Origin of the sequence: Cupriavidus sp. DL-D2 (assembly GCF_039710735.1) — a bacterium.
Classification (GTDB): Bacteria; Pseudomonadota; Gammaproteobacteria; order Burkholderiales; family Burkholderiaceae; genus Cupriavidus.
The window spans coordinates 1-22,159 of the sequence record NZ_JBDKXK010000071.1 but is presented as its reverse complement, the minus strand read 5'-3'; the positions used below and the strand labels follow the sequence as shown (position 1 = coordinate 22,159).

The window sequence follows — 22,159 nt, the reverse complement described above, 5'->3', positions numbered from 1 at the left end:
GCTACCGCCCGTTGATGGACTGGGCTGCCGAGCCGCTGCGCAATGGGCTGCCCGTGGACTGGCTGGTGAAATATTCCGGCAGCGCGTAGTTGAAGCTCTGCATGTATCGCGCATAACCGAGTGCCGCCTGCTCGCCGGTCATCGGCAGCATCTTGCCCGCCTGCGCACCGCTGCGCTGGATGGCGAGCAGGTTGCGCGTGGTGTCGCCAACCGGCACATCGTTGGGCCGATACTGGCTGGCCGATGCGTCGGGCATCGTTTCCGTCTGTGGCGCTTGTGTGGTCTGTGCGCCTGCTGCCAGCGATGCGGCGGCCATCGCCACGGTTACCGCAAGTTTCGCGAGAATCGATACATGCCTCATGGCCGGGCTCCTGCGTTGAGCGCCACGGCTTGCGTGGCATGTGAATTCACTACCGCGCTGGCGGTGCCGCGCGGCGCGGCTTTCTCGCGCTGTTGCGCGGCCTTTGCCACGCGATCCGCTTCCTTGCGCACGGCGGCGCGCGTCGGCTCCGGCATTGCCGCGCGCTGCATCATCGCGTTGGCTTCCGAGCGCTTGCCCGTGGCCAGCATCCACACCACCGCATTGCTGATGGCGCGCGGATTGTTGGCATCGAGTTCCAGCGCCTGCATCACCGGCACGCGCGCCTCCTGCAGGGCGCCGCCGCGCATCAACGCGTATCCGAGATCGTTGGCAACCTGTGCATTGACGGGATCGAGCGCGGCGGCCTGCCGCAACTCCACGGCGGCGCGCATGAAATCGCCCTGCCGGCCCAGCACCAGACCCATGCCATGGCGTGCACGCGCGGCGCGATCCGTGTTCAGCAGGTCGCGATAAGCCTGCAGCGCCGCGTCATCCTGACCCGTCTCGCGTAACGCATCGGCGCGCAGGACCTGCAGCGCGGTGTTGCTGCCGAACTTCTTCTGAAACGCGTCGACGTGGGCCAGCGACGCGTAATACATCCCCTCCTGCTGCATGCGGCCGATCAATCCCAGGTACACGCCCTGGTCGTTGTACTCGGCGCGTGCCTCCTTCTCCTGCAGGCGCGCAAGTTCGATCTGCGCCTCGGTCTGGCGTGCCAGTGCGTCGGCACTGCCGGGTGGCGTGGCACAGCCGCCCAGCACGAGCGTGGCCATCAATGCGGCCAGCGCAGCCAACAACCACGGCGCCGTGATCTGTTGCGTCATCAATGTCCTCCGTTCATGCGCGAAAGCATGCGTATCACGCCCAGGAAACCGGGGCCCGCTGTCAGGATCAGCAGCACCGGCAGCAGGCTGACCACCATCACGCCGGTCATCTTGACGGTGAGCCGGCCGATCTTGTCCTTCAGGCGCGCCTTGCGTGCCACTTGCAGTCGCTCGCCAAACTGCCTCAGCGGCTCCTGCACCGCGCCGCCGTGGCGATCCACCTGCGTCAACAGCGTGATCAGGCTCTTGAGGTCCTCGTCATCGAACAGCTTGCCAATCCGCATCAACGTCTGCTCCCGCGAGCGGCCCGATGCAAACTGCTGGTTGGCGCGTTGCAATTCCGGACCCAGCACGCGCAGCATCGTGCCGAACTCCACCACGATGATCTGCAGGCTCTGGTCGATCGACAATCCCACGCCCTGCAGCAACCGCAGCATGTCGATCAGCACCGGCAGTTCTTCCGCCACCTGTGCCACGCGGTTGCGCACGCGGCGCCGCAGGATGAACTTGGGGAGCAGGAACAGCAATGCGAACGCAACGAACGCCGACACCAAAGCCGGCATCAGTCCCTTGTCGATCCGCCACGCAAATACGCACACGGCCAGCACAGTGGGCACCAGCACGCGAATGCCCCCGAACACCGCACGCGGCTGCACGCCGTAGAAGCCGCTCTGCTCCAGCAGCAACTGCTCTTCCTGCGTGACCACCGCGCGCCCGAGCCGCGACTCCAGCCAGCGCTGGTTGAAGCGCTCGCCGAATTCGGCACCGATCTTCGTGCCGAGCGAGGCGGGAGCACCAGGCGTGGCGCCCTTTGCAATGGCCGCAGCCGCCGACGCGGCGCGGGCAGACATCTGCGGCGTCTGCGCTGCCGAGGTCGTGGCAGGCGATGAAGGCATCGTGACTGCCGGCGCTGCGCCGGCCGCAGCCTGCGCAACCTGCGCTACGTGCGCTGCCTGCCTTTGCAGTGCGGCATCGATCGTGCGCGTGGCCGTCCGCCGCTGCCGCCACTGCTGCATCAGCGGCCACGCCAGCAGCGCGAGCGCACCGGCTGCGACGAACAGGCTGGCAGACACCAGGAGCGAGAGTTCGATCTGCATCGCGCGCCCCTAGATCGACTTTGCCAGCCGGTACAGCAGCAGCACGCCGATGATCTCCAGCATGCCCGCGCCGATCAGCATCGAACGGCCCGACGGATCGCGCCACATCAGCATGATGTAGCCCGCATTCATCACGAACAACCCGCCCGCCACCACCAGCGGCAACAGCCCCAGCACCCATGCCGAGAGGCGCGTCTCTGCCGACAACGCCAGCAGTTCACGCTGCGCTTCCTCCCGGTCGCGCATGAATGTGGCCGTGCGCTCCATGACCACGTCGGCCCGTCCGCCATAGCGTTGCGACAGCCGCAGCACGGACGACACAATGACCAGTTCGTCGAGCCGGTACGCGCGTCCTACGTGCAGCACCGCCTGATCGAGTTCCTTGCCCGCACGCTGCAGATGGATGGCCTGCACCAGACACTGGCGCAAAGGCGGCTCGGTATTGGCTACGGAGTTCTGGAACGCTGCCGGCACACTGCTGCCGATGGTCATCAACCGCACCACGCCATCGAGAAAGCCGGGCAACTGGCGCAGCATCTTGTCCTTGATGCGGCGAATGCGCATCGACAGCACGAACACGAGCAGCGCCCCGCCGGTCAGCAACATCGACACCGCGCCGATCAGGCCACCCGCCAGCGCGCCGATCAGCACCAGTATCAGCGGCGGCGCGCCCCAGCGCAGGTAGGTGCCACGTGCCGGTGTCAGGTCGGCGCGGCGCAGCAGTTCCGTCCAGCGGCGGCGCAGGTCGCGCGTCGTGCCCGGCTGTGCCGGCTCCGACGCCACGGCGTAGCGCGCACGGACCTGCTCGGTCTGCGCCGTCAGGTGCGCACGCGCGTGTTCGGCGTGGCCGCGCGCGCGCGCCGTGGCCAGCATCAGCAGGCCCAGCCCCAGCAGCACCAGGGCACACGCGGCGATGAGGAGGCTGGCGCTAGAGATCAAAGCGGTCATCCAGCGCGAAGCCGGCCGGGCGCAAGCGCGCCAGCTTGGGCGAATGCGGCAGGATGCCGAGCGCCTGCCAGCGATCGGTCTCGGTGCCGTCCGGGTTCTGCACGGGCTCGTGCCGATACAGCTCCTGCGTGGAGATGATGTTGTCCCCCAGCCCTGTGACCTCGGTGATCGACACGATGCGACGCCGGCCACTCGACAGCCGCCCGATCTGCACGATGAAATCCACCGCGTTGGCGATCTGGCGGCGCAGGCTCACCTCGCTGCCCTGGAAGCCTGCAAAGCCCGCCAGCATCTCCAGCCGGTACAGGCATTCGCGCGGACTGCTCGCGTGGATGGTGCCCATCGAGCCATCGTGCCCCGTGCTCATCGCCTGCAGCATCTCCAGCACCTCGCCGCCGCGCACTTCGCCCACGATGATGCGGTCCGGCCGCATCCGCAGGCTGTTGCGCAGCAGGTCGCGAATCGTCACCGTGCCCGTGCCCTCGAAGCCGCCGGGCCGGCTCTCCAGCCGCACCACGTGCGGATGGTTCAGTGCCAACTCGGCCGTGTCCTCGATCGTGATCACGCGCTCGGTGACGGGGATGAACGTGGCCAGCGCGTTGAGCAGCGAGGTCTTGCCCGAACTTGTGCCGCCGCTCACCAGGATGTTGCAGCGCGCCCGCACGGCGGCTTCGAGCAGTTCGGTGATCTCCGGGCTCATCGTGCCAAGCCCCTGCAGGTCTGCGGGCGTGAGCGGGTCCTTGCGGAACTTGCGAATCGAGACCACGGGGCCGGCCAATGCCAGCGGCGGAATGATCACGTTGATGCGGCCCCCGTCGGGCAGACGCGCATCGACCATCGGGTTCGACTCGTCCAGCCGGCGGCCAATCGGCGCCAGGATGCGACGCACGATGCGCAGCAAGTGGCCGTTGTCCGCGAAGCGCACCGGTATGCGCTCCAGCACGCCATGGCGCGACACGTACACGTCGTGATGGCCGTTGACGAGGATGTCTTCCACGGCGGGATCGTGCAGCAGATCCTCGATGGGACCGAAGCCCGCCAGCTCCTTGGTCAGGGCCTCGGAGATCTGCTTCAGTTCCGCCTCGTTGATCGGGATGCGGCGCAAGCGCGTGAAGCTCTCCAGCTCCAGATCGACAAAGCGCTGGATGGCCGCGCGCGACCATCGCCCGAACTCCGCGCCCAGTTCCTCGATGCGGGTGAGCAGGTGCTCGTGCGCGGCCTCCTTGATCTTGTGGAACTCCTGCGAAACAGGAAACGGAGCGGCGGTGTTGTCCGAGAATTCAATCGCGTCGGTCATGTCAGTTCCCGGCCCGGGCAGTGCGCGCCACACGCAGCGCATCGGGCAGTTTGTCCTTGATCCGTGCCAGGATGCCGCGCTCGGACAGTTGTCCGGCGTGGTATCCCAGCCGCTCCATCAACGCGCCCAGGGCGCGCACGTAGGGATCGGCGGGTGCCTCGTCGGCCAGCACCACGCCACGATTGGCGGCCTGCAGCAGCGCCGCGCGCCGGTCGGGCAGCGTCCCAACGCTCGACACACCGATGCGCTCGGCGATCTGCTGCGCCTCCACGCCCAACTCGGGATCGAAACGCGAGACCAGCAGATGCATGTCCTGCCGCTCCACTTCGCGCTTGTGCAACTCCTGCACGACTTCGGCTGCGGACACGATCGCGCCCACGCTCTGCTCGGCCACCAGCACCACGGCATCGGCCGCCTTGACGATCTGTGCCATGAACTCCGCATTGGTGAAGCCGCCGAGGTCGATCACCTGAAGATCGAAGAACGCGCGCAGGCGGTCGAACAGCGTGAGGGCTTCGGAGTACGAGATGTCGCGCAGTTCGGCCAGCGTGGCCGGCAGCGGCAGCACGGACACGCCGTTGGCGTGGCGCGCGAGCGCCGTCTGCACGAACACATGATCGAAGCGGCGCACATTGCGCACGGCCTCCACGAAATGGAATTCCGGCGCGATGTTGAGGTACAGCGCGCCATCGCGTGCGGGCAGTCCAAGATCGAGCAGCAGCACTTCTGCGTCCTGCCGCTGCCGCACCGCCGCGGCAAGGTTGACCGCGAGACTCGTCACGCCCACACCGGGCCGTGCGCCGAGCAGCGCCACTACCTTGCCGTGCCGATCCTTGTGCGTCACGGCACGCACCTGGGCGCGCGGCACCACCAGCCGCTTCACGGCGGCCGTGGCCTGTGCGGGTGCGCCGCGCAGGTCGATGAAATCGCGCACGCCGGCGCGCATCGCCGTGAGCATGGTCTCGGATTCGGCCGCATGGCCCACCGCCACCATCGGCAGTTGCGGAAACAGCCGCACTACCTGTTCGGCCAGCCGCGCCGACGCGCTCGCGTGTGCCGCCGTGAAGTCGAGGAAGACCAGCCCCGGGCGCAGCGCGCCGATCTGGTCGATGAACGCCTCCTGTGCGCCATCCTCGGCGACGAGCCTGCCAGCACCCTGGAGCGCGTGGCCCAGCCAGTGGCGCACTTCCTCGTGCGTGGTGTTCAGCAGAAAGTCATCCATCCGCCTGTCTCGCTCCATCAGCCATGCAGTTGACGGTTACCGGGAGAATCCCGGCAGTGTCCGGTCTACGTACTCGCCCATCACGAAGCGGCCCCAGACGTTGGGGCTCGACGTCGTGCGGCCGTCGTTGGCCACGTTGGCCGCCGCCTGCGAATCGCGGGCCAGCGGCTTCACCAGATGCGGCGTCACCACGATCATCAGTTCGCGGTCCTCCTGGTGGAAATTCAGGTTCTTGAAGAACGCACCCAGCACGGGCAGGTCTCCCAGGAACGGCACCTTGCTCACGTTGCTCACCGTGTTGCGGCTGACCAGCCCGCCGATCACAAAGCTCTCTCCATCGCCCAGTTCGATCATCGTGTCAGCGCGCCGCGTGACGATGGCCGGCACCGATGCGCCATTGATCGAGATGCCGCGCGACGGATCGAGATCGCTTGCCTCGGGCGCCACCTTCAACGCGATGCGATCGCTGGACAACACCGTGGGCGACACCGTCAAACCGATACCAAACGGCTTGAACTGGATCGTCGTCGTGCCCAGCGCCTGCGGCACGGGAATCGGGATTTCGCCACCGGCGAGGAAACTCGCACTCTGGCCCGACAGCGCAACAAGACTCGGCTCCGCCAGCACGCGCACCAGACCGTTGGACTCCAGCAGGCTCAGGTTCGCGAAAATGCCTTTCGATGCCGACGCCGCGACGAGGTTGAACGCGCTGCTGATGGGCGACACGGTCTCGATCACCGGATTCGGCATCGTGATGTTGTCCGCCTTGGTCAGCGACGACGGGCTGAACGAGCCGAACGCGAAACCGTTCTTGCTGCGCAGGAAGTTCAGTCCCACCTCCTTCAGCACGGTGCGGCTGATCTCCACGACTTTCACATCGACCTGCACCGTGCCCGATACCGGCACGATGGACCGATCCACAACCACGCCGCCCTTGCCATCGGCGCCGGCCACCGCCGCACGCGCTGCCATCTGCGCACGCGCGGCAGCCGCGGAGTTTGGCGACTCGCCGCTGATCGTGGCACCGGCAGCGGACGTCTCGATCTTTGCGCCGCCCGCATCCTGCGCCACGGCATCCACCTGTACCGTGTAGCTCACGGGCGGTCCGTTGCGGGTCCAGAGCATCAGGTCCGTGGTGCCCGGCTTCTTCGCCACCACAAGCACCGTCGGCACGCCGCCCTTGTTCTTCAGCAGCAGCGCATCGGCCACCGCCGGATTGCCCACCGCCACACGCTCCAGCGCCTGGCCGGGCCGGATCTCCTGCTGCGCGCCGGCCATCAGGCGCAGCGTGCGGATGGAGGTCGTGGATGCCACCGGCGGCGCATCCGTGGCAAGTTGCGCGTCGGCCGGACGCATGGTGAGGGCCGAGGCCGCCGCCAGCGCCATCAGCGCGGCCCATGCCAGGGCATTCGTCTTCTTGCGCATGCGCGCCACAACACGGTCTTCGATCAGTTTGCTCATGCCGTGTGGTCCGTTATTCGATGTCTCGCTTGCCAGCGCGGATCACTTCCACGCCGCTGCGGTTGTCCGGGTTATCGCGTCGTGCCATCGGCGTCTGCACCGGCGCCGATACCTGCCGCACGCCTGCTGCGGCGGGACGCGATGCATCGCTGCCCACCAGCCCCGCCAGGCTCACGCCCGCCATGGCCCTGTCCACCGGCGCACGCTCCGCAGGCGGCGGCACACCCGCGCGGGCCTGCAACACGGGCGGCGGCTCGCTGTACATGCCTTCGCTCGGCACCGATTCATCCTTTGGATTGCGCAGCGCCAGGATCAAGCGGCCGGCCTGCTGCGCCATCGCGAGCTTGCCCACCTGATCCACCGGCACCGACAGCACCGCCGTCTTGGCCCCTTCACGCCGCGCCATCATCTGTTCGCCCTGCGCCTTGGCCGATTCGTTCACCGCACCCGCGCCGTAAGCCAGCACGCGCAGGTGCGAGAGCAGCAGCCGGGTCTGGCTGTCGGTGATTTCCTGGCTGTCGCGACGCAGGATCACGAACACATCCACGAAATCGCCCGGCTGCACCTGGTGGCCCACGCCCACCACTTCATCCACCGCCACGGCCAACGCGCGGTCGCCCTCGGGAATCTGCCGCGCCAGTCCTGCCAGCAACTGGCTTTCGAGCACGGGCACATGGGCGCCGAGATTGACCAGCGGCACCTGTCCCGCCACGCGCGAGATGTCTCGATAGCCGCCTGCCGGGTCCATCGGCAACTGCATCACGGTCAGCGCATCGGCCGGCAGCGGCTTGCCCGCTTCTACCGCGCGCGTGGTGACCACCACCGCGTGCGAGGCCGCTTGCTCCGTGCTGACAGCGGGCAGCGGCTGATGCCGTGCAACGCGCCAGGCCATCAACGCCAGCAGTCCGGCCAGCACCAGCAGGACGACGGCGAGTATCCGTATCTGTTTACTGCTCATGTCGGTCTCGTGTACGAAGTGTTGGAAGGCAACGCGGTGCGCGTCGAACGAGGCGGCTCCATGAATTCACGTATCGGGAGAAAGCTGGACGATGGCCTGCCCGGTCAGCGAGGCAGGCACGGGAACGAATGGCATCACCGGCAGCAGCGAATTGGTCGGCAGGTTCAGCGTGACCTGCACACATTGCTGCCCGGCGGGCGCGGTGCAGGCCACGGCCTGGGCCACGGCACCCTTGGTCAGGTTGGACTCTACGGTGGCAGGCAGCGTGCCGCGCGCCGTCTGTTCCGCGGCAGAAACACGCAGGGCCACGGTATCGGCCAGCGTGCCGTTGTTCGTTGTGAGGGGATAACGCAAGGCAGCCCGCGCACCTTCCTCGGCGGCGAGCGTAAGCACCTGCTGCATGGCCAGGATCACGCCGTAATAGACGATGCCCAGGACCACTGCCAGCAGGAGCGGAAACACCAATGCGAACTCAAGCGCTACGGCACCGTCGTCGCGATGACGATGCGCGTTTCCCCGTGATGCCATGCTTCACCCAGACATGTTCGATGCGCCAACCCGATGGCGACCCGGCACCGTTCCGCCGGGGCCGGCATGGCCGGCCCCGGGGACGGTGTGCCCATTGGGCGTACTCGCACTACGCTTCGCGACTTGGAACCACTCTTACTGTCCTTGCCTGGCCGTCCGTGATTGCCTGCGGCCAGTGCCGAGCTACCACTTCTTCAGTTGCCTTGCTGCAAGACTCTTCCGTCCGGCAACCGCCCCCGCGTGCCGTTGCCAGCCGGTAGAGATCAGTGTGGACGCACGGCGCGAGCAGCCACCGCCGCGAGCGGAAGCCGCGGACGGTACTGCAACCCGTGTGTCAGCGAATGGTGTACCTGGGGACGCCTGCTACGGCTTCGCGGCGAACAAACCTGAAACCTTGGTCGCGAGTGTGTCGAAACCCGTGCCGAGATTCGTGCCGAGGCTCGTCGCACCGGTGACTACCCCGAGTGCGATGAGTCCGACGATGAGGCCATACTCGATAGCCGTGGCACCGCGCTGGGTGCGTTTGGTGAGCTTGTTGGTGTGGATGCGCGCCAGATGCTTCATGATGTTCACTCCCGAAAAGTGAGTTACCCCTGAGTGGATTCCAGCAGTGCTTTCTGACCCCAATCCGATTGCCATCTAATTGCTATTTGTGGCGCTTATGTTGTTTTTGCTGCTGGTGAACAATTTATAAGACATGGCTTGTTTCATCCATACCCCCCAAACGAGGCATGGTTGAATCAGCTTAACGGCGGACAGACGTTTGAAACAATGCAGGACGCCCTCCACTCTTCGGTTGAGTGGAAGCTAATTGTTAAAGAGCGCGCAATAAAAGCGGTATGCCGTGCGGAGGCCTGCACCTGCTGGCACAGACTCACCGCACGGCACGAAATAAAAGGATGCGCCGCGCGGGGTAAGGACGACAACGCACCGTAAAGTAATCGAATTGGATGACAGGGAAAGTCCCCGGTCATCCAGGGCCCAGCGTGTATCAGTGGCGCGTCAGTCCGCCGAGTAGACCCGTCAACGGCGCGAGCGGATTGCTGGCGTTGTTGCCCGATGCCGCACCCGTCGCACTCGTAGTCGTCGTGGTGGTGGTCGTGGTGATCGTGCCGGTCACCGTGCCGAGCAGACCCGTCACCGGTGCGAGCGGACTCGCGCCATTGCCCGATGCGGCACCACCCACTCCACCCAACGCGCCCGTCAGATTGCCGAGCAAACCGGTCACAGGTGCCAGCGGACCCGATCCATTCGATGCACCACCGAGCGGCAGGGTATTGAGCAGGCCGCCAAGCGGATTGCCGCCGACGGTGCCGTTGCCATGCAGCAGCACGCCGGTCACCGCGACGGTCTTGCCGGCTTCGTTCACGACACCACCCAGCGGCGAGACGATCGGGAAGTTCTTGCCGGCAATCAGGTCGCCACCGGTGGCCAACGTATTGCCGAGTTGCGTCAGGAGGTTGTTCACCGGTGAGCCCAGGCCCGTTGCGGCGCCCAGCGTCTGCGTGGTGCTGGTCACTTGCGTCGTCAACGGGACGATGGCCTTGCTGACGCCGCCGGTCAGTTGCGCGACGGGACCGGTGGACAGCGCCTGGCCGAGCTTGTCGCCACCCGTCATCACCACACCACCCACTTGCTGCACGAGGCCGCCCACGGGGTTCGTCACCGCAGCCAGCGGCGCGAGCTGATCGCTGCCGATGGCCTTCACCAGATCGCCCGCGCTGACCACGGTCACGCCGGCCTTCGATACCACGTTGCCGGTGTTGGCAACGGTCACACCCAGCGGATTCTCGACAGCGCCCATCTTGCCCAGGCCATCGCGCACGCCTTCACCGAGCGTGGCGACCGTATTGCCCGCGTTGATCACCACGTCGCCCGTGGCGTTCTTCGCACCAGCCGGCAGCAGCGGCACATTGGTGTCCTTGATCTGCTGGCCGATCTGGCTCACGGCGTTGCCCGTTGCCACGACCGTATTGCCTGCACCTTCCACGACCTTGCCGGTGGAAGTGTTCTCGGCCGTCGGTTGCGGATTGTTCGTGCCGGGATTGGTCGGCGTGGATGGCGTGGTGGGCGTTGCCGCACCGCCGCTGGAGCCGCCGGAGGCGCAGCCAGCCAGCAGCACTACCACTGCCGCACAGGCAAGTGTCGTCATCTTGAGACCGCGCGTTTGCATCGTCGACTTCATGACCTGTTCTCCTTCAATGTTCTTTGTGAGTGTTGGCTGTCTGCGTGTCCTGTGGCCCGCGCCGTCCTGCCGGAAGGGCGTTGCGATACCGGTAGCGCAATCGGTGTGCCAGCCTCAATCGCATGTTCGATACGGCGGGTCGGCACCGTGCGTCAATGGTCCGCAGAGGCTTGCGCGGCGCGGGTCTGCGGGCGATGGCATGCATTGCATGCGAGGCGGCCAGGCGGTACCAGACCGATGGCGCGCGGTGTTACGTGCTACGTAACGTGACGCCCCGGACGTAACGCCGGACCTCATGCGCTTTTCATCCTCATCCGCTAGTCATCCCCACCATGCCTCAACCCTTGCGCCGCACGCGAAAGGGGCCGCGTAGCAGCGTTGCCGTTCCCGTTCGTCACGGCCACGTTACGTAACGCGTAACGCCTGGCGCGGTGTGGCGCCGCGCCGCCTGCTTCATGCGCGCGTTTGACCCATCGCCCGGAAAGCCGCGTCGGATGGACGTTTCCGCCACACCTCCCCTTCCTTCGTATGGTGCCGGGGTAATCCTTTCGGACCATTGGCATACCGCTTGCGCTTATCGAAACGAACACGGCACGCCAACGCACTCAGCAAGAATTCAAATGGACGCGTGACCGTGAATCTCGGTCGGGAAAACCAAAGGAAAAAGGACAACGGTCATGCGTCAATCACAACAACAGTTCGGCAAGCAGATTCTCGTGGCGACCCTGCTGGGGTCACTGCTGGCACTGGGCGGTTGCGCCAGCGGCAGCGGTTCCACGTCGATGGGTACGAGCGGTGCCGGTGGTTCGGGCGGCTCGAACAACACGGCCACGACGGGCGGCACGGGTGGCACTGACAACGCCGGCATCGGCGGTGGTGGTGGCGGCGGTGGTGGTGGCGGCGGAAATGGTGACGGTGGTGGAGACAATGGCGGCGGCACCACGCCGAAGCCGCTCACGCCCACCAGCACGGTGGTCAACAACGCGGGCGGCATTGTCAACGGCGTAGGCAACACCGTGAGCGGTGTGGGCGATGCCATCAAGAACGCTGACGTTCCGGTGGTCTCCACGCAGACCAAGGACGGGCTGGCCGGTGTGGTGGGCTCGCTGGGCGATGCCGTCACCACGCTTGGCACGGGCTTGCAGAGCGGGCTTGGCAACATGCCCAACGCTACCAACCCGCTCGGCACGACGGTGGCCAGCACGGGCGGCGTGGTCAGCCAGGTTGGCAACGCCGTGACGAATGCCGGCAGCGCGGTGGCGGGTCTGGGTAGCGGTCCGCTGGCACCGCTCGGTGCGCTGACCACTCCGCTCGGTGGCGTGGTCTCGCAAGTGGGCGGCGTGGTCGGCAACGTCGGCGACAAGCTTGGCACCGCACTCTCCACGGGGCCGGTCGAACAACTGACCAGCAGCGTGAGCAAGGCCATCGTGCCGCTGACTTCCACGCTGACCAACGGCACGCAGACCCTGGGCGCGGCAACCGGCCTGGGCCAACCCATCAACAACCTGCTGGCGACGGTAGGCGGCGCGCTGGCCACGGCCGGTACGCAACTGACTAACACCAACACTCCCGTGGTCTCCGGTGTCGGCGGCATCGTCACGGGCGCCGGCACTACGGTGGCTTCGGTGGGCGGTGTCTTGAACGGCCCCGCAGGCGGTAGCGCCGGTAGCCCGCTGGCACCTGTCACGGGCCTGATTGGCGGACTGACTGGCGGACTCGGCGGACTGGGTAGTTCCGGAGGCAGCGGTGCAAGCCCGCTTGCTCCGGTGACCGGCCTTGTCAGCGGCATCACCAGCGGACTGACCAGCGCCACGGGCGGCAGCGCCAGCCCGCTCGCCCCCGTGACCGGACTCGTCAGCGGCATCACCAGCGGACTGACCAGCGCGGTCGGGGGCGCAACCAGCGGTTCGGGCAGCAGCGCCAGCCCGCTGGCTCCGGTCACCGGCCTCGTCGGCGCACTCTCCAGCGGCAACGCACCGGCCCCCAGCACTGGCACCGGTGGCAGCACGGGTGGCACCAAGCCGGCGAATCCGCTGGCGCCTGTTACGGGCCTGGTCGGCGGACTCGTCGGCGGCCTGACCGGCGCACTGGGCGGCAAGCGCTAGGCACTCGGCACCGGGCGCCGGAGAGCGCTCATCCATATCAGGCGTGACGGCCACGAGGTGGGCGGTGGGGAAGCGGCATCCCCACTGCCCGTGGCACGCAACGCCATAGCCGCAAAGCAGTTTTCATCCGAGGGGTAAGACCATGCGACCACGCACTCGCGTTGCTGCGCTGTTGATCGGCGTCGGCGTCATCCAAAGCGGCCTGTCTCACGCGGAACGGGGCCCCGTACAGGGCGATCCCACACAGACCCTGCCGAGCATTGCACCCAGCAAGCCGGCCCAGAGCAATGTCACCGTCCAGGTAGAGCGGCCCGATTCGGCGCTGCAGAATCTGCTGGCCGCGCGACTCACACCCAAACACTTCCAGATCGAAGGCTCGAAGACGCTGCCCTTTGAAAAGATCGCCGCGCAGTTCGCACCGCTCGCCAATCGCGAGATCACGGTCGCCGAACTGCTGCAGGCCGCAGAGGCCGTCACGCAGATGTACAAGGACGCCGGCTATCCCCTCTCGTTCGCATTCGTGCCAGCGCAGAGCTTCGAGAACGGCAACGTGCTGGTGACCGTGGTGGAAGGCTATGTCGCCAACATCACGGTGCGCGGCAAACCCGGCCCGGCCGAAGGACGCCTGCGCAAGATCGCAGAGCAACTGAAGAAGGACCGGCCCCTGCGCCAGGAGAGCTTCGAGCACTACGTCAACGTGCTCGCGCAGCAGCCCGGCATGCAGGTCAATGCCACGGTGCAGCCGCCCACCACCACCGACGGCGCGTGCGACATGATTCTGGAGGTCAAGCGCAAGCCGTTCACGTTCGGCACCGGCGTGGAGTGGATGTCGCCCGGCGTGCGCGCCATCGCCACGGCCACGACGAACAGCCTCACGCCGCTGGGCGAGCAACTCTCGGTCTCCACGCTGTTCCCCAAGGGCCGCGACAACGAGGAGTACTACGCCGCCACCTACGCACAGCCGCTGGGCACCGAGGGCATGCTCGCCAAGGTCACGGCTTCGCACTATCGCGGTGTCCCGCAGAACAGCTCGCTGGCGCCGATCGGGTTCGAATCGCGCTACGTGAACGACTCCAAACGGCTGGGCGGCACGCTGAGCTATCCGGTCATCCTCAACAACCGGCACGTGCTGACACTCGCGGGCGGCTTCTATGCCAATAACCAGTTCGAGCGCTACACGCAGGCGGTGCAGCCCGGCGCGGGGCGTCAGGTTGAGTTGTCTACCAGCGTGCGCGTGGCCACGGCCGAAGTGTCGTACCTGCAGCGCGGTGTCGGCGTGACGCGCAACGCCACGTTCGGCGTCTACAAGGGCTTCGACGCGCTCGGCGCGGATCGGGAGAACAACAACAATGACCTCAGCTTCTGGCGCACGCGCCTGGCGGTGTCGCAGGCCAGCGACCTGCCTTTCGGCTTTGGCATGTCGGTCTCCGCAGCCGGCCAGTACAGCGGCAACCGCCTGGCATCGAGCGAGCAGATCAGCTTCGGCGGCCGCTTCTTCGGGCTCGGCTATCCGGCTGGCGAAGTGGCGGGCGACAAGGGCTGGGGCGCGTCATTCGAGATCAACCGCCTGTTCACGGTGGACTTCACGTATCTGAAAACGCTGCAGCCGTTCATCGTGACTGACATCGCGCGTGTGTACTCCAACAGTGTTTCGCTGTCGCACCGCAGCCTGCAATCGGTTGGCATCGGCCTGCGCTTCTCGGACCGCCGCTACTACACGATGGATATCTCGGTGGCGCAGCCCGTGGGCGACAAGCCCACGAACGCCAGCCACCGTTCGCCGCGTATCAACCTGCTCTGGTCGTACCAGTTCGATTGAACGCCGATGCGGCGGGTCAGTTCACGCGGAAGCCTATCTTGAGCGTGACCTGGAAATGCGCGATCTTGCCATCGGTAACATGGCCGCGCATTTCCAGCACCTCGAACCAGTCGATGTGCTTGATGGTCTCGCCGGCCTTGGCCAGCGCATTGCGAATCGCGGCATCGTTGCCATCGGGCGACGTGCCGACGATCTCGACCAGCTTGTAGGTGTGGTTGGTCATATCGGGTCTCCAGCAGTATTGGATAACGAGGTTCGGACACGACGCTCCACAGGAAAGCGTCGCACGGCATGCCTTCATCATAGGCACCTGCTGGATCGAGTCCCAAGGCATGCATGCAGTTCCCGACTTTCTGTTGCGGACCGGGGTTGGTGCCTGTTACGCTGCGTGCCCTCGATTGCCTGTCCCTCCCCTCCCTCATCCTGTTACCCGATGTTTCTTTCCTTGCCTCGATACAGGCGGCTTGCTATGGCCGGCCTGCTCGCCATCGCATCCGCAGCGGGCACCGCCCAGGCCCGCACCGTCTCCACGCTGGAGCACCTGACCCGCACGTTGACCGAGCCGCGCCCGCAGACCAGCCAGTTCGCTGCAGGCAGCACGTACACACTGTGCTTCGTGCCTGACGGCCCGAGTTGCCAGGACATGATCGTCGATGCCATTCATCGCACGCGCCGCCAGTTGCTGATTCAGGCGTACTCCTTCACCAACAAGGAGATTGCCAAGGCCGTGGTGGAAGCCCACCAGCGTGGCGTGGACGTTCGTGTCATTGTTGACAAGAGCCAGTCGTCCGAACGTTACACAAGCGCCACCTTCCTCAAGAACGCGGGCATCGCCGTCGTTATCGATACCAAGCCGGCCATCGCCCATAACAAGGTGATGGTGTTCGACGAGCAGGCCGTGTTCACCGGATCGTTCAACTTCACAAAATCCGCCGAGGAGCGCAATGCCGAGAACGGCATGCTGATTCGCGGCGACAGCGCGGTGGTGAAGGCGTACTCGGACAACTGGCGCACGCGTTACGGCAAGTCCTCGGCGTATTGAAGCGGGCCAATCCGGGAACACCATAGGGGCGCCAAGTGAGCAGCGCCTCTCATACGCGGCGTGGCCGGACGATTGCGGTCCGAACACCCCGCTAATTCGCGCATGCCCCGACGTCTTCCCGCAGGAAGATCAGTCAAACGCTGACAGACGACCTGCTGCACCGCGGTATCTACTACGGGTAACGTATCTGCGGATGCCGCGCGACAAGTTGTTGGTTGTTGCCCGGCCATGCACCTGCCGCATGGCCTGTGTCGCGCCATCCCGCCAACCCGAGGCAGGAGGAAGCGATGCAAACCGAAAATCCAGCAATCCGTAGGCGCCTGTGGTGCGCCGCTGGCGCGGCTGCGGTGGCACTAGGTCTGTCGATGCCCGCGCAGGCGGACATGACAACATCGACGGCCGGACCGTTCACCTACGTCTGTGGCGGCGTGGCTGCAGACGAACAGGCCGAGATGCGCGCCGAGGCGCGTCACTACGACATGGGCCTGCTGTTCACGCAGGGCGGACGCGGCGAGTTCCTCTCGGACGTCAACGTGAAGCTGATGCGCAACGGCAAGCAGGTGGCGGAGTTCACCTCGACCGGCCCGCGCTGCCTGATCCGGGGCCCGCATGCGTCGTATCAGGTAGTAGCCACCTACGAGGGCACGTCGAAGCGTACGACGGTTGCCACCGGAGACAAGAACGTGCAGATGCGCTGGTAAGCCTCGGCACGGAACGTAGCGATCAAGCTGTACTGATCAAGCTGTACTGAGCCGCCTCCGGGCGGCCGCCATGCCGGCTACCGCCCCGCGGAGCCGGCATATTTTTTTGTGCGACGGCTTTCGCGCTGACCCTGCACGATCGCCGCCGCAGTGGCACACTTGCGCTTCCATTCCCTTCCCGGAGTCTGCGGAACCATGACCACCACGCCCAACAATCCCAACAGCCGCTGGATCAAGATCGACACCCCCGCTGGCAGCTTCGACGCGTACCTGAGCCTGCCCCCGGCCGGCAAGCAACCCGGCGGCCCCGGCATCGTGCTCGTGCAGGAAATCTTCGGCGTGAACGAACATATCCGCTCCGTGGCCGACCAGTACGCCGCCGACGGCTACGTGGTGCTCGCCCCCGACGTGTTCTGGCGCTCCCAACCGCACGTGGAACTGGGCTACACCGGACCAGACTGGGAAAAGGCCATGACGTTGTACAAGGCCGTCAACCTTGAAGACACCCTTGGCGATATCGCCGCCACGGTCAGCGCCCTGCGCAACGAGATCGGCCAGGGCGGCAAGGTGGCGGCCGTAGGTTTCTGCTTTGGCGGACTCACATCGTTCCTCTCCGCCGCACGCGGCCTGGTGGACGCCGCCGTGCCGTACTACGGCGGCGGCATCCACAACCATCTGCACGAAGCCACCGCGCTCAACGTGCCCGTGCAATTCCACTACGGCGCCATCGACTCCCACATCCCGCAAGAGGACGTCGAGAAGGTGCGCCAGGCCGTCGCCGGCAAGCGCGGCACCGAGATCTTCGTCTACGAGCAAGCCGACCACGGCTTCAACTGCTGGGCGCGTGGTTCGTACAACCAGCGCGCGGCTGCACTGGCGCATGGACGCGCGTTGGTGTTTTTGGCGAATGCGTTGGCGTAAGGCCACACATTCATCCGATGCGCTGATTTATCCACATTGCCTTGAGGTCCGCTACACGCCGTAGCGGACCTGTTTCAACCGTGTGGGGCGCCGCCTGCAATGGGTGGCGCGCTGCAACGGATGCTTCTCCTTCTGCAGCCTGACATTCGTCACGGCATATTTCCCATCTAAATTCTGAATTAAGTAAATTTAATTTCACTTTGAGTGAATTCCTATTTACCAGATAGGTGAGATTAGGATCTTAGATAGAACGCCCTATTTTTCTGATAGCGATTCGGATTTTCTACGTAATTTTTCTTCAAATTAAAGATTCAACTATCTTCCATGCCAATGGAACGATTCGGTTCGATCCAGAAATGGGAAAACCAATCGCTATCGTTTTGGCAGTCACACAACAGTCAGGCCGCCATGCAAATTGCCTGTCTATCCCGTTTCAAATAGCCTGAGTCCGCACTGCCCGCGCTGGCAAATCCAGCTCACATGCACCGCATCGAACCGTGCCGATTCAATGCCCGGCATGTCGAATCCGTTCGCGCAAAAGCCGATCTCATGAATATGAAAGCGAATTTTCCTGTCACGACAAGAATGCCGATCTATGTGCTGGCCGACGGGGCACAGTTTCCTGCCGAAATTGCTCCACTGATTGCACAAGCGCCGGCGTATCGGAATGTCTATGAAGGGATGCCGGAGGAACGCGCCGAAGATGCCTCGCTGTTCCTGGCGCGCATCGATGACGATCCACCGGAGTGGATGAATCGGCTGGATGAGCTGGATCAGAAGATGCCCTGCATCTCGCTGATCTTCAGCGATGCCAGTATCGACGCGCTCGCCACCCACTTTCAGCAGTTCCTGCTGGCAGACCTGAGCGAAGGACTCACGTCACTGGTGCGCTACTTCGATCCTCGCAATATTGCCGTCTGTATCGAACTCTTCGGTACCGAAGTCTCGGAGCAGCTGATTGCCCCGATTTATCAATGGAGGTACCGCGGACATTCGCGGCATTGGCAATGCACCGGGGGCGGCGCCCGGTATGCAGACATGCTGAAGACCCCGGTAGATATCAGGCTCAACCAGCGACAGGTGGACTACCTGAGCGCGCACAGCGAGCCGGACCAGATGCTGTCCAGCCTGATCCAACGCGGATTCGTCGACGGCAGCGGGTTCTACGTCACGCGGTTCGAGAATTTCATACCGCGATACCGGCAGGTTGCCCGATGGGGTCTCACAGCGCCCCAGTGTCGCCTCAGGTATTGCGAACTCAGCTACCAATACGGCTTCGCATTCGACCAACACCTCCATATTCGGCAAGCACTCGAGGCACGCATGCGATCTGGCGCCGAGCTTGTCGAGTGCATCGACGCGTTGCCGGACTATGTGTGGGAGGAACTTGCGGCCGGCAGGTAAGGAGCCCATCCGTAGACAGGACACAAAAAAAGAGGGAAGTCGCACCGTTTAAAGGAGAGGCCCATGTTGGTATGGAAGGTAATAGGAAGATTAGTGTGGACGTTACTTGGAGCGTCCGTGGGATTCGTCGTCTCAGGAGTGGTGATTGTTTTGATCTTGGATTGGATCATGAACTCGTCACAGGACTATGGATACGGGTTAATTGCCCTTATCGTGCCGGCGCTAGCCTTCCTGGGGTTGAGTGTGATCGCGGGGGCCGCTTTCGGCTTGTGCTACACGCCCGAAAAATCCAAGCGGACAGAAAACGGGCAGCAGACTCCGCCAGGTCAACAAAGCGAACCCCCACCCCACCCCGCCGAAGGAGAGAGGAAAGCTGGCCGCGGCACACTGCTCGTGATCGTCGCAGTGCTGACAGTGGCATTGGGCGGTCGATTGCTTGCAACGCATCCGTGGTCGCCGTTGAAGCTGGGGCGGGCGCCAGCGTCGACTGCCACCCCTGGTGCAATCGCTGGCCATGGACTCATTGATCCATGGGGCGAAGGGAAATCCGTCAATACCAGAGGGCTCGTCCGCTGGTCGTCGAGCGCGAAGCCGTGCAGCGATGCATGCGTGGCGCCTCTGCATCGCAGGCGGATTGCACTGACCGAGGATCGAAATCATGAACGCACGACATGAGATTGCCCGCCATGGGAAAGTCGATCAAAAGATCCCACCGAGCTACCTGAAAGCCCTGACGATAGCTCTCGCTACAGCCTTCCTGCTTGGCTGTTCCGATGGCGACCCGATGCGCCGGTCCGCGGGATCGCCCGCGGCCACATACGAACTGGCACCGGTAGTGAATCCGGGCGGTGTCAGCGGACTCAACTACACGCCGCACTACATCGTTCGATTCGGCATCACCGGAGAAAACGGCATGCGAGGAGGTGGTCCCAACATCCGGCGTGCGGAAGGCGACGGCCCGGCTGGTGGAGGCGCGGAGACTTGCTGTATCGGCATTCCTGAAGTCTGGAAGCCGGACATGAAGGTCACGATCCGTTGGGGTGCAGAAAAAGTAGCAGATGGCAAGACACCTGCTACGCACTACGTGGCCGAAGCCCGCGTTCAGGAATACGCACGGCGGACGGCGGGGATGTGGGCAATCTTCCTCCCTGACAACCGGGTGAAGGTCATGGTGCGGGATGGCAATGCCAACGGACGTAACAGCCTTGATGTCAGGCCTGCGGATGTGACCCCTATGTGGCACAGGGTGTTAGCGACGAAGACGCAAATCGAAAGCTACTGCAGAGTCGCTACCGGAATGCCGAGATGGAAGCGAGAGAGCGCCGCCGAAGGGCGACCGCAATGGAAGCCGAGGCGCAAGACGCTACAGCGGACGAAGCGACGAAACTGCTTGCAACTGCTGCGGAGGAACGCCGATTGGCCGAGGTTGCAGAAGCAACGGCGGTCGAGAAAGAGAGGCTTCAGCGGCAGGTAGTGGAGCGCGAAGCAGCGGAGCGATGCCGGCGTGACGCCTCGGCGTCAGAGGCGGATTGCACCAATACAGAATCGACATCATGAGCGTACGACATCCAACTTCGCACCCCAAGGCAGTCGATCGAAAGACGTCGCCGAGTCGTCTGAAAGTCCTGACAACAGGGCTGGCTATGACCTTCCTGCTTGGCTGTTCCGATGGCGACCTAACGCGCCGGTCTGCGGGATCATCAGCGGCCACATATGAACTGGCGCCGGTAGTGAATCCGGGCGGCGTAAGGGGACGCAACTATACGCCGCATTACATCGGCGGCTTCAGCTTCACTGGGGAGAACGGGATGAGGGGGGGCGGCCCGAACATCTGGCGTGCCAACGAAAAAGGCCCGCGTGGCGGGGGGAAGGAAATGTGTTGCGCCGGTATTCCCGAAGTCTGGAAACCGGGCATGAAAGTCACGATCCGCTGGAGAGCGGAGAAAGTTGCAGATGGCAAGACCCCTGCCACGCATTACGTGGCCGAAGCCCCCATTCCTCAGTATTCACGGCAAACAGCGGGCATGTGGGCGATCTTCCTGCCCGACAACCGGGTGAAGGTGATGGTGAGAGACAACAGTGCCGATTCCCCCTACAGCGTCTGGGAACGCCCTGCTGACGACGACCCGTATATCGCGCACGGTGTCATCGACGAAAAAATACAGCGTGAAGCAGCGGAGTACCGGCGCAAGGTAGCCAAGGCCACGGCGACCGAGTTCCGCCGCAGGGCGGCGCAAGCCGAAACGGAAGCGCTTTCTGCATCGGGAATCGAAGCGGTGGAACTGCGTCGCCAAGTGTTGGAGGAGCTACGACAGGCAGCAATCGTCGAAGCGGAGGCCATCGAAACCGAAGAACTTGTCCGCAAGGTAGTGGAGCGAGAAGCAGCGGAGCGATGCCGGCGCAATGCCTCTGCATCGCAGGCGGATTGTCTGAAAGGAAACACCGAATGAACATCCTACGTTGGCCGGCCAGGATGCCGGAGACCGGTGAGGGCCGTCTGCCGGAAAGCCTCAACGCTTTCAAGTGGGGAGAGGGCAAGGTTACCGATCCGCTATGCAGTTGTGAACGGACATTGCATATCAGCCTGTTCTTCGACGGCACCAACAACAATGATGACGAGAACAATGAATGGCGGGATTCCCAGAACGAAGAATCACACACCAATGTCGCGCGGTTGTTCAATGCGGCGATCGAGCACCCTGAGGCGAACAAGTTCAAGTTCTACATAGTTGGCGTCGGAACACCGTTTCCAGAGATTGGCGAACACACGTATCACAACAAAGGAAAAGCCTTCGCCAAGGGGTTCGCCAAACGGTGTGCATGGGGCTATACAAGAGTGCTGTCGGCAATCTACGTCGCAATCATGGGATCAACAGATGCGACGCTCATGGACGACCCGACCGCCAAGAAAATCTGCGAGGATCTCGACAAGGGAAGACAGTCGCCAGACCTCAAGTACAAGGAAAACATCGTTGCGATCTCCCAGCGGAACCGCAAGGAAGATGGGCAGCGCAACCGCGTGATCAAGCACGTCTGGATCAACGTGTTTGGTTTCTCTCGGGCGCAGCCGCCGCTCGCGTCTTTGTCCACAAGCTCGTCAACGACTGGGCGCCGAAGAGCAAGATCGCCAACAGCATTTCCTATGGTGTCAACTTCGTCGGACTGTTTGACACCGTTGCGTCGGTGGGACTACCGGACTCGGCCAATGGCATCATCTCCGCCCCGATACTCGACGGTCACTTTGAATGGACCAGCAGCGGCAGGCTGAATATTCCGTCCACCGTGA

Annotated in this window: 22 protein-coding genes; 10 read left to right on the top strand and 12 right to left on the bottom strand. The window is 64.3% G+C overall.

Annotated features, from left to right (window positions below):
• Position 1 precedes the first annotated feature (1 nt).
• The 11 genes from ABDB81_RS26465 to ABDB81_RS26415 form a co-directional block, all read right to left on the bottom strand.
• Positions 2-361: a DUF3613 domain-containing protein gene (locus tag ABDB81_RS26465; RefSeq protein ID WP_346814021.1), complete on the bottom strand. Its 360-nt coding sequence runs from the start codon at positions 359-361 to the stop codon at positions 2-4.
• Positions 358-1,185, bottom strand: a complete 828-nt coding sequence (locus tag ABDB81_RS26460; protein ID WP_346814020.1) for a tetratricopeptide repeat protein — start codon at positions 1,183-1,185, stop codon at positions 358-360. Before ABDB81_RS26460 ends, ABDB81_RS26465 begins: the two co-directional genes overlap by 4 nt.
• A complete protein-coding gene (locus ABDB81_RS26455; protein WP_171020414.1) occupies positions 1,185-2,276 on the bottom strand; it encodes a type II secretion system F family protein in 1,092 nt (363 codons plus the stop codon). Before ABDB81_RS26455 ends, ABDB81_RS26460 begins: the two co-directional genes overlap by 1 nt.
• Before the next feature lie 15 nt (positions 2,277-2,291).
• Complete coding sequence (locus ABDB81_RS26450; protein WP_202126863.1) at positions 2,292-3,230, bottom strand: type II secretion system F family protein; 939 nt, start codon at positions 3,228-3,230, stop codon at positions 2,292-2,294.
• Entirely contained in the window at positions 3,211-4,527 is a 1,317-nt protein-coding gene (locus tag ABDB81_RS26445) for a CpaF family protein (protein ID WP_137925486.1), read from the bottom strand. Before ABDB81_RS26445 ends, ABDB81_RS26450 begins: the two co-directional genes overlap by 20 nt.
• A 1-nt stretch (position 4,528) precedes the next feature.
• Positions 4,529-5,749 (bottom strand): cellulose synthase operon protein YhjQ/BcsQ, encoded by a 1,221-nt coding sequence (locus ABDB81_RS26440; protein WP_137925485.1) that lies wholly within the window; start codon positions 5,747-5,749, stop codon positions 4,529-4,531.
• Positions 5,750-5,785: 36 nt separating this feature from the next.
• Positions 5,786-7,174, bottom strand: a complete 1,389-nt coding sequence (locus ABDB81_RS26435) for a type II and III secretion system protein family protein (RefSeq protein WP_346814024.1) — start codon at positions 7,172-7,174, stop codon at positions 5,786-5,788.
• Between the two features lie 49 nt (positions 7,175-7,223).
• Complete coding sequence (cpaB, locus tag ABDB81_RS26430) at positions 7,224-8,168, bottom strand: Flp pilus assembly protein CpaB (protein WP_346814019.1); 945 nt, start codon at positions 8,166-8,168, stop codon at positions 7,224-7,226.
• Positions 8,169-8,234: 66 nt separating this feature from the next.
• Positions 8,235-8,696, bottom strand: a complete 462-nt coding sequence (locus ABDB81_RS26425; protein WP_137925482.1) for a TadE/TadG family type IV pilus assembly protein — start codon at positions 8,694-8,696, stop codon at positions 8,235-8,237.
• Between the two features lie 363 nt (positions 8,697-9,059).
• Positions 9,060-9,260 carry a Flp family type IVb pilin gene (locus tag ABDB81_RS26420; protein WP_160474305.1) on the bottom strand — a complete coding sequence of 67 codons (201 nt, stop codon included), beginning with the start codon at positions 9,258-9,260 and terminating at the stop codon, positions 9,060-9,062.
• A 427-nt stretch (positions 9,261-9,687) separates the two neighbouring features.
• Complete coding sequence (locus tag ABDB81_RS26415; protein WP_137925480.1) at positions 9,688-10,881, bottom strand: collagen-like triple helix repeat-containing protein; 1,194 nt, start codon at positions 10,879-10,881, stop codon at positions 9,688-9,690.
• A gap of 677 nt (positions 10,882-11,558) precedes the next feature.
• Here ABDB81_RS26415 and ABDB81_RS26410 point away from each other — a divergent pair.
• Positions 11,559-12,986, top strand: coding sequence for a collagen-like triple helix repeat-containing protein (locus ABDB81_RS26410; protein ID WP_346814018.1), 1,428 nt, complete (start codon positions 11,559-11,561; stop codon positions 12,984-12,986).
• Positions 12,987-13,128: 142 nt separating this feature from the next.
• Positions 13,129-14,805 carry a POTRA domain-containing protein gene (locus ABDB81_RS26405; RefSeq protein ID WP_346814017.1) on the top strand — a complete coding sequence of 559 codons (1,677 nt, stop codon included), beginning with the start codon at positions 13,129-13,131 and terminating at the stop codon, positions 14,803-14,805.
• A gap of 16 nt (positions 14,806-14,821) precedes the next feature.
• On the opposite strand, the gene ABDB81_RS26400 is transcribed toward ABDB81_RS26405, so the two are convergent.
• A complete protein-coding gene (locus tag ABDB81_RS26400) occupies positions 14,822-15,028 on the bottom strand; it encodes a dodecin (protein WP_137925477.1) in 207 nt (68 codons plus the stop codon).
• Between the two features lie 246 nt (positions 15,029-15,274).
• Between ABDB81_RS26400 and ABDB81_RS26395 the strand changes: the two genes are divergently transcribed.
• The 8 genes from ABDB81_RS26395 to ABDB81_RS26360 all read left to right on the top strand — a co-directional run bounded on the left by ABDB81_RS26395 (position 15,275) and on the right by ABDB81_RS26360 (position 22,141).
• Complete coding sequence (locus tag ABDB81_RS26395) at positions 15,275-15,847, top strand: phospholipase D family protein (protein ID WP_237380633.1); 573 nt, start codon at positions 15,275-15,277, stop codon at positions 15,845-15,847.
• A gap of 287 nt (positions 15,848-16,134) precedes the next feature.
• Positions 16,135-16,548 carry a hypothetical protein gene (locus tag ABDB81_RS26390; protein ID WP_137925475.1) on the top strand — a complete coding sequence of 138 codons (414 nt, stop codon included), beginning with the start codon at positions 16,135-16,137 and terminating at the stop codon, positions 16,546-16,548.
• A gap of 195 nt (positions 16,549-16,743) precedes the next feature.
• Positions 16,744-17,469: a dienelactone hydrolase family protein gene (locus ABDB81_RS26385; RefSeq protein WP_346814016.1), complete on the top strand. Its 726-nt coding sequence runs from the start codon at positions 16,744-16,746 to the stop codon at positions 17,467-17,469.
• Between the two features lie 480 nt (positions 17,470-17,949).
• Entirely contained in the window at positions 17,950-18,873 is a 924-nt protein-coding gene (locus ABDB81_RS26380) for a DUF4123 domain-containing protein (protein WP_346814015.1), read from the top strand.
• Positions 18,874-18,990: 117 nt separating this feature from the next.
• A complete protein-coding gene (locus ABDB81_RS26375) occupies positions 18,991-19,548 on the top strand; it encodes a hypothetical protein (protein WP_346814014.1) in 558 nt (185 codons plus the stop codon).
• Positions 19,532-20,347 (top strand): DUF3304 domain-containing protein, encoded by an 816-nt coding sequence (locus ABDB81_RS26370; RefSeq protein WP_346814013.1) that lies wholly within the window; start codon positions 19,532-19,534, stop codon positions 20,345-20,347. The genes ABDB81_RS26375 and ABDB81_RS26370 overlap by 17 nt, the downstream gene beginning before the upstream one ends.
• A gap of 79 nt (positions 20,348-20,426) precedes the next feature.
• A complete protein-coding gene (locus tag ABDB81_RS26365; protein ID WP_346814012.1) occupies positions 20,427-21,323 on the top strand; it encodes a DUF3304 domain-containing protein in 897 nt (298 codons plus the stop codon).
• Complete coding sequence (locus tag ABDB81_RS26360; protein WP_346814011.1) at positions 21,320-22,141, top strand: DUF2235 domain-containing protein; 822 nt, start codon at positions 21,320-21,322, stop codon at positions 22,139-22,141. Before ABDB81_RS26365 ends, ABDB81_RS26360 begins: the two co-directional genes overlap by 4 nt.
• Positions 22,142-22,159: the final 18 nt, after the last annotated feature.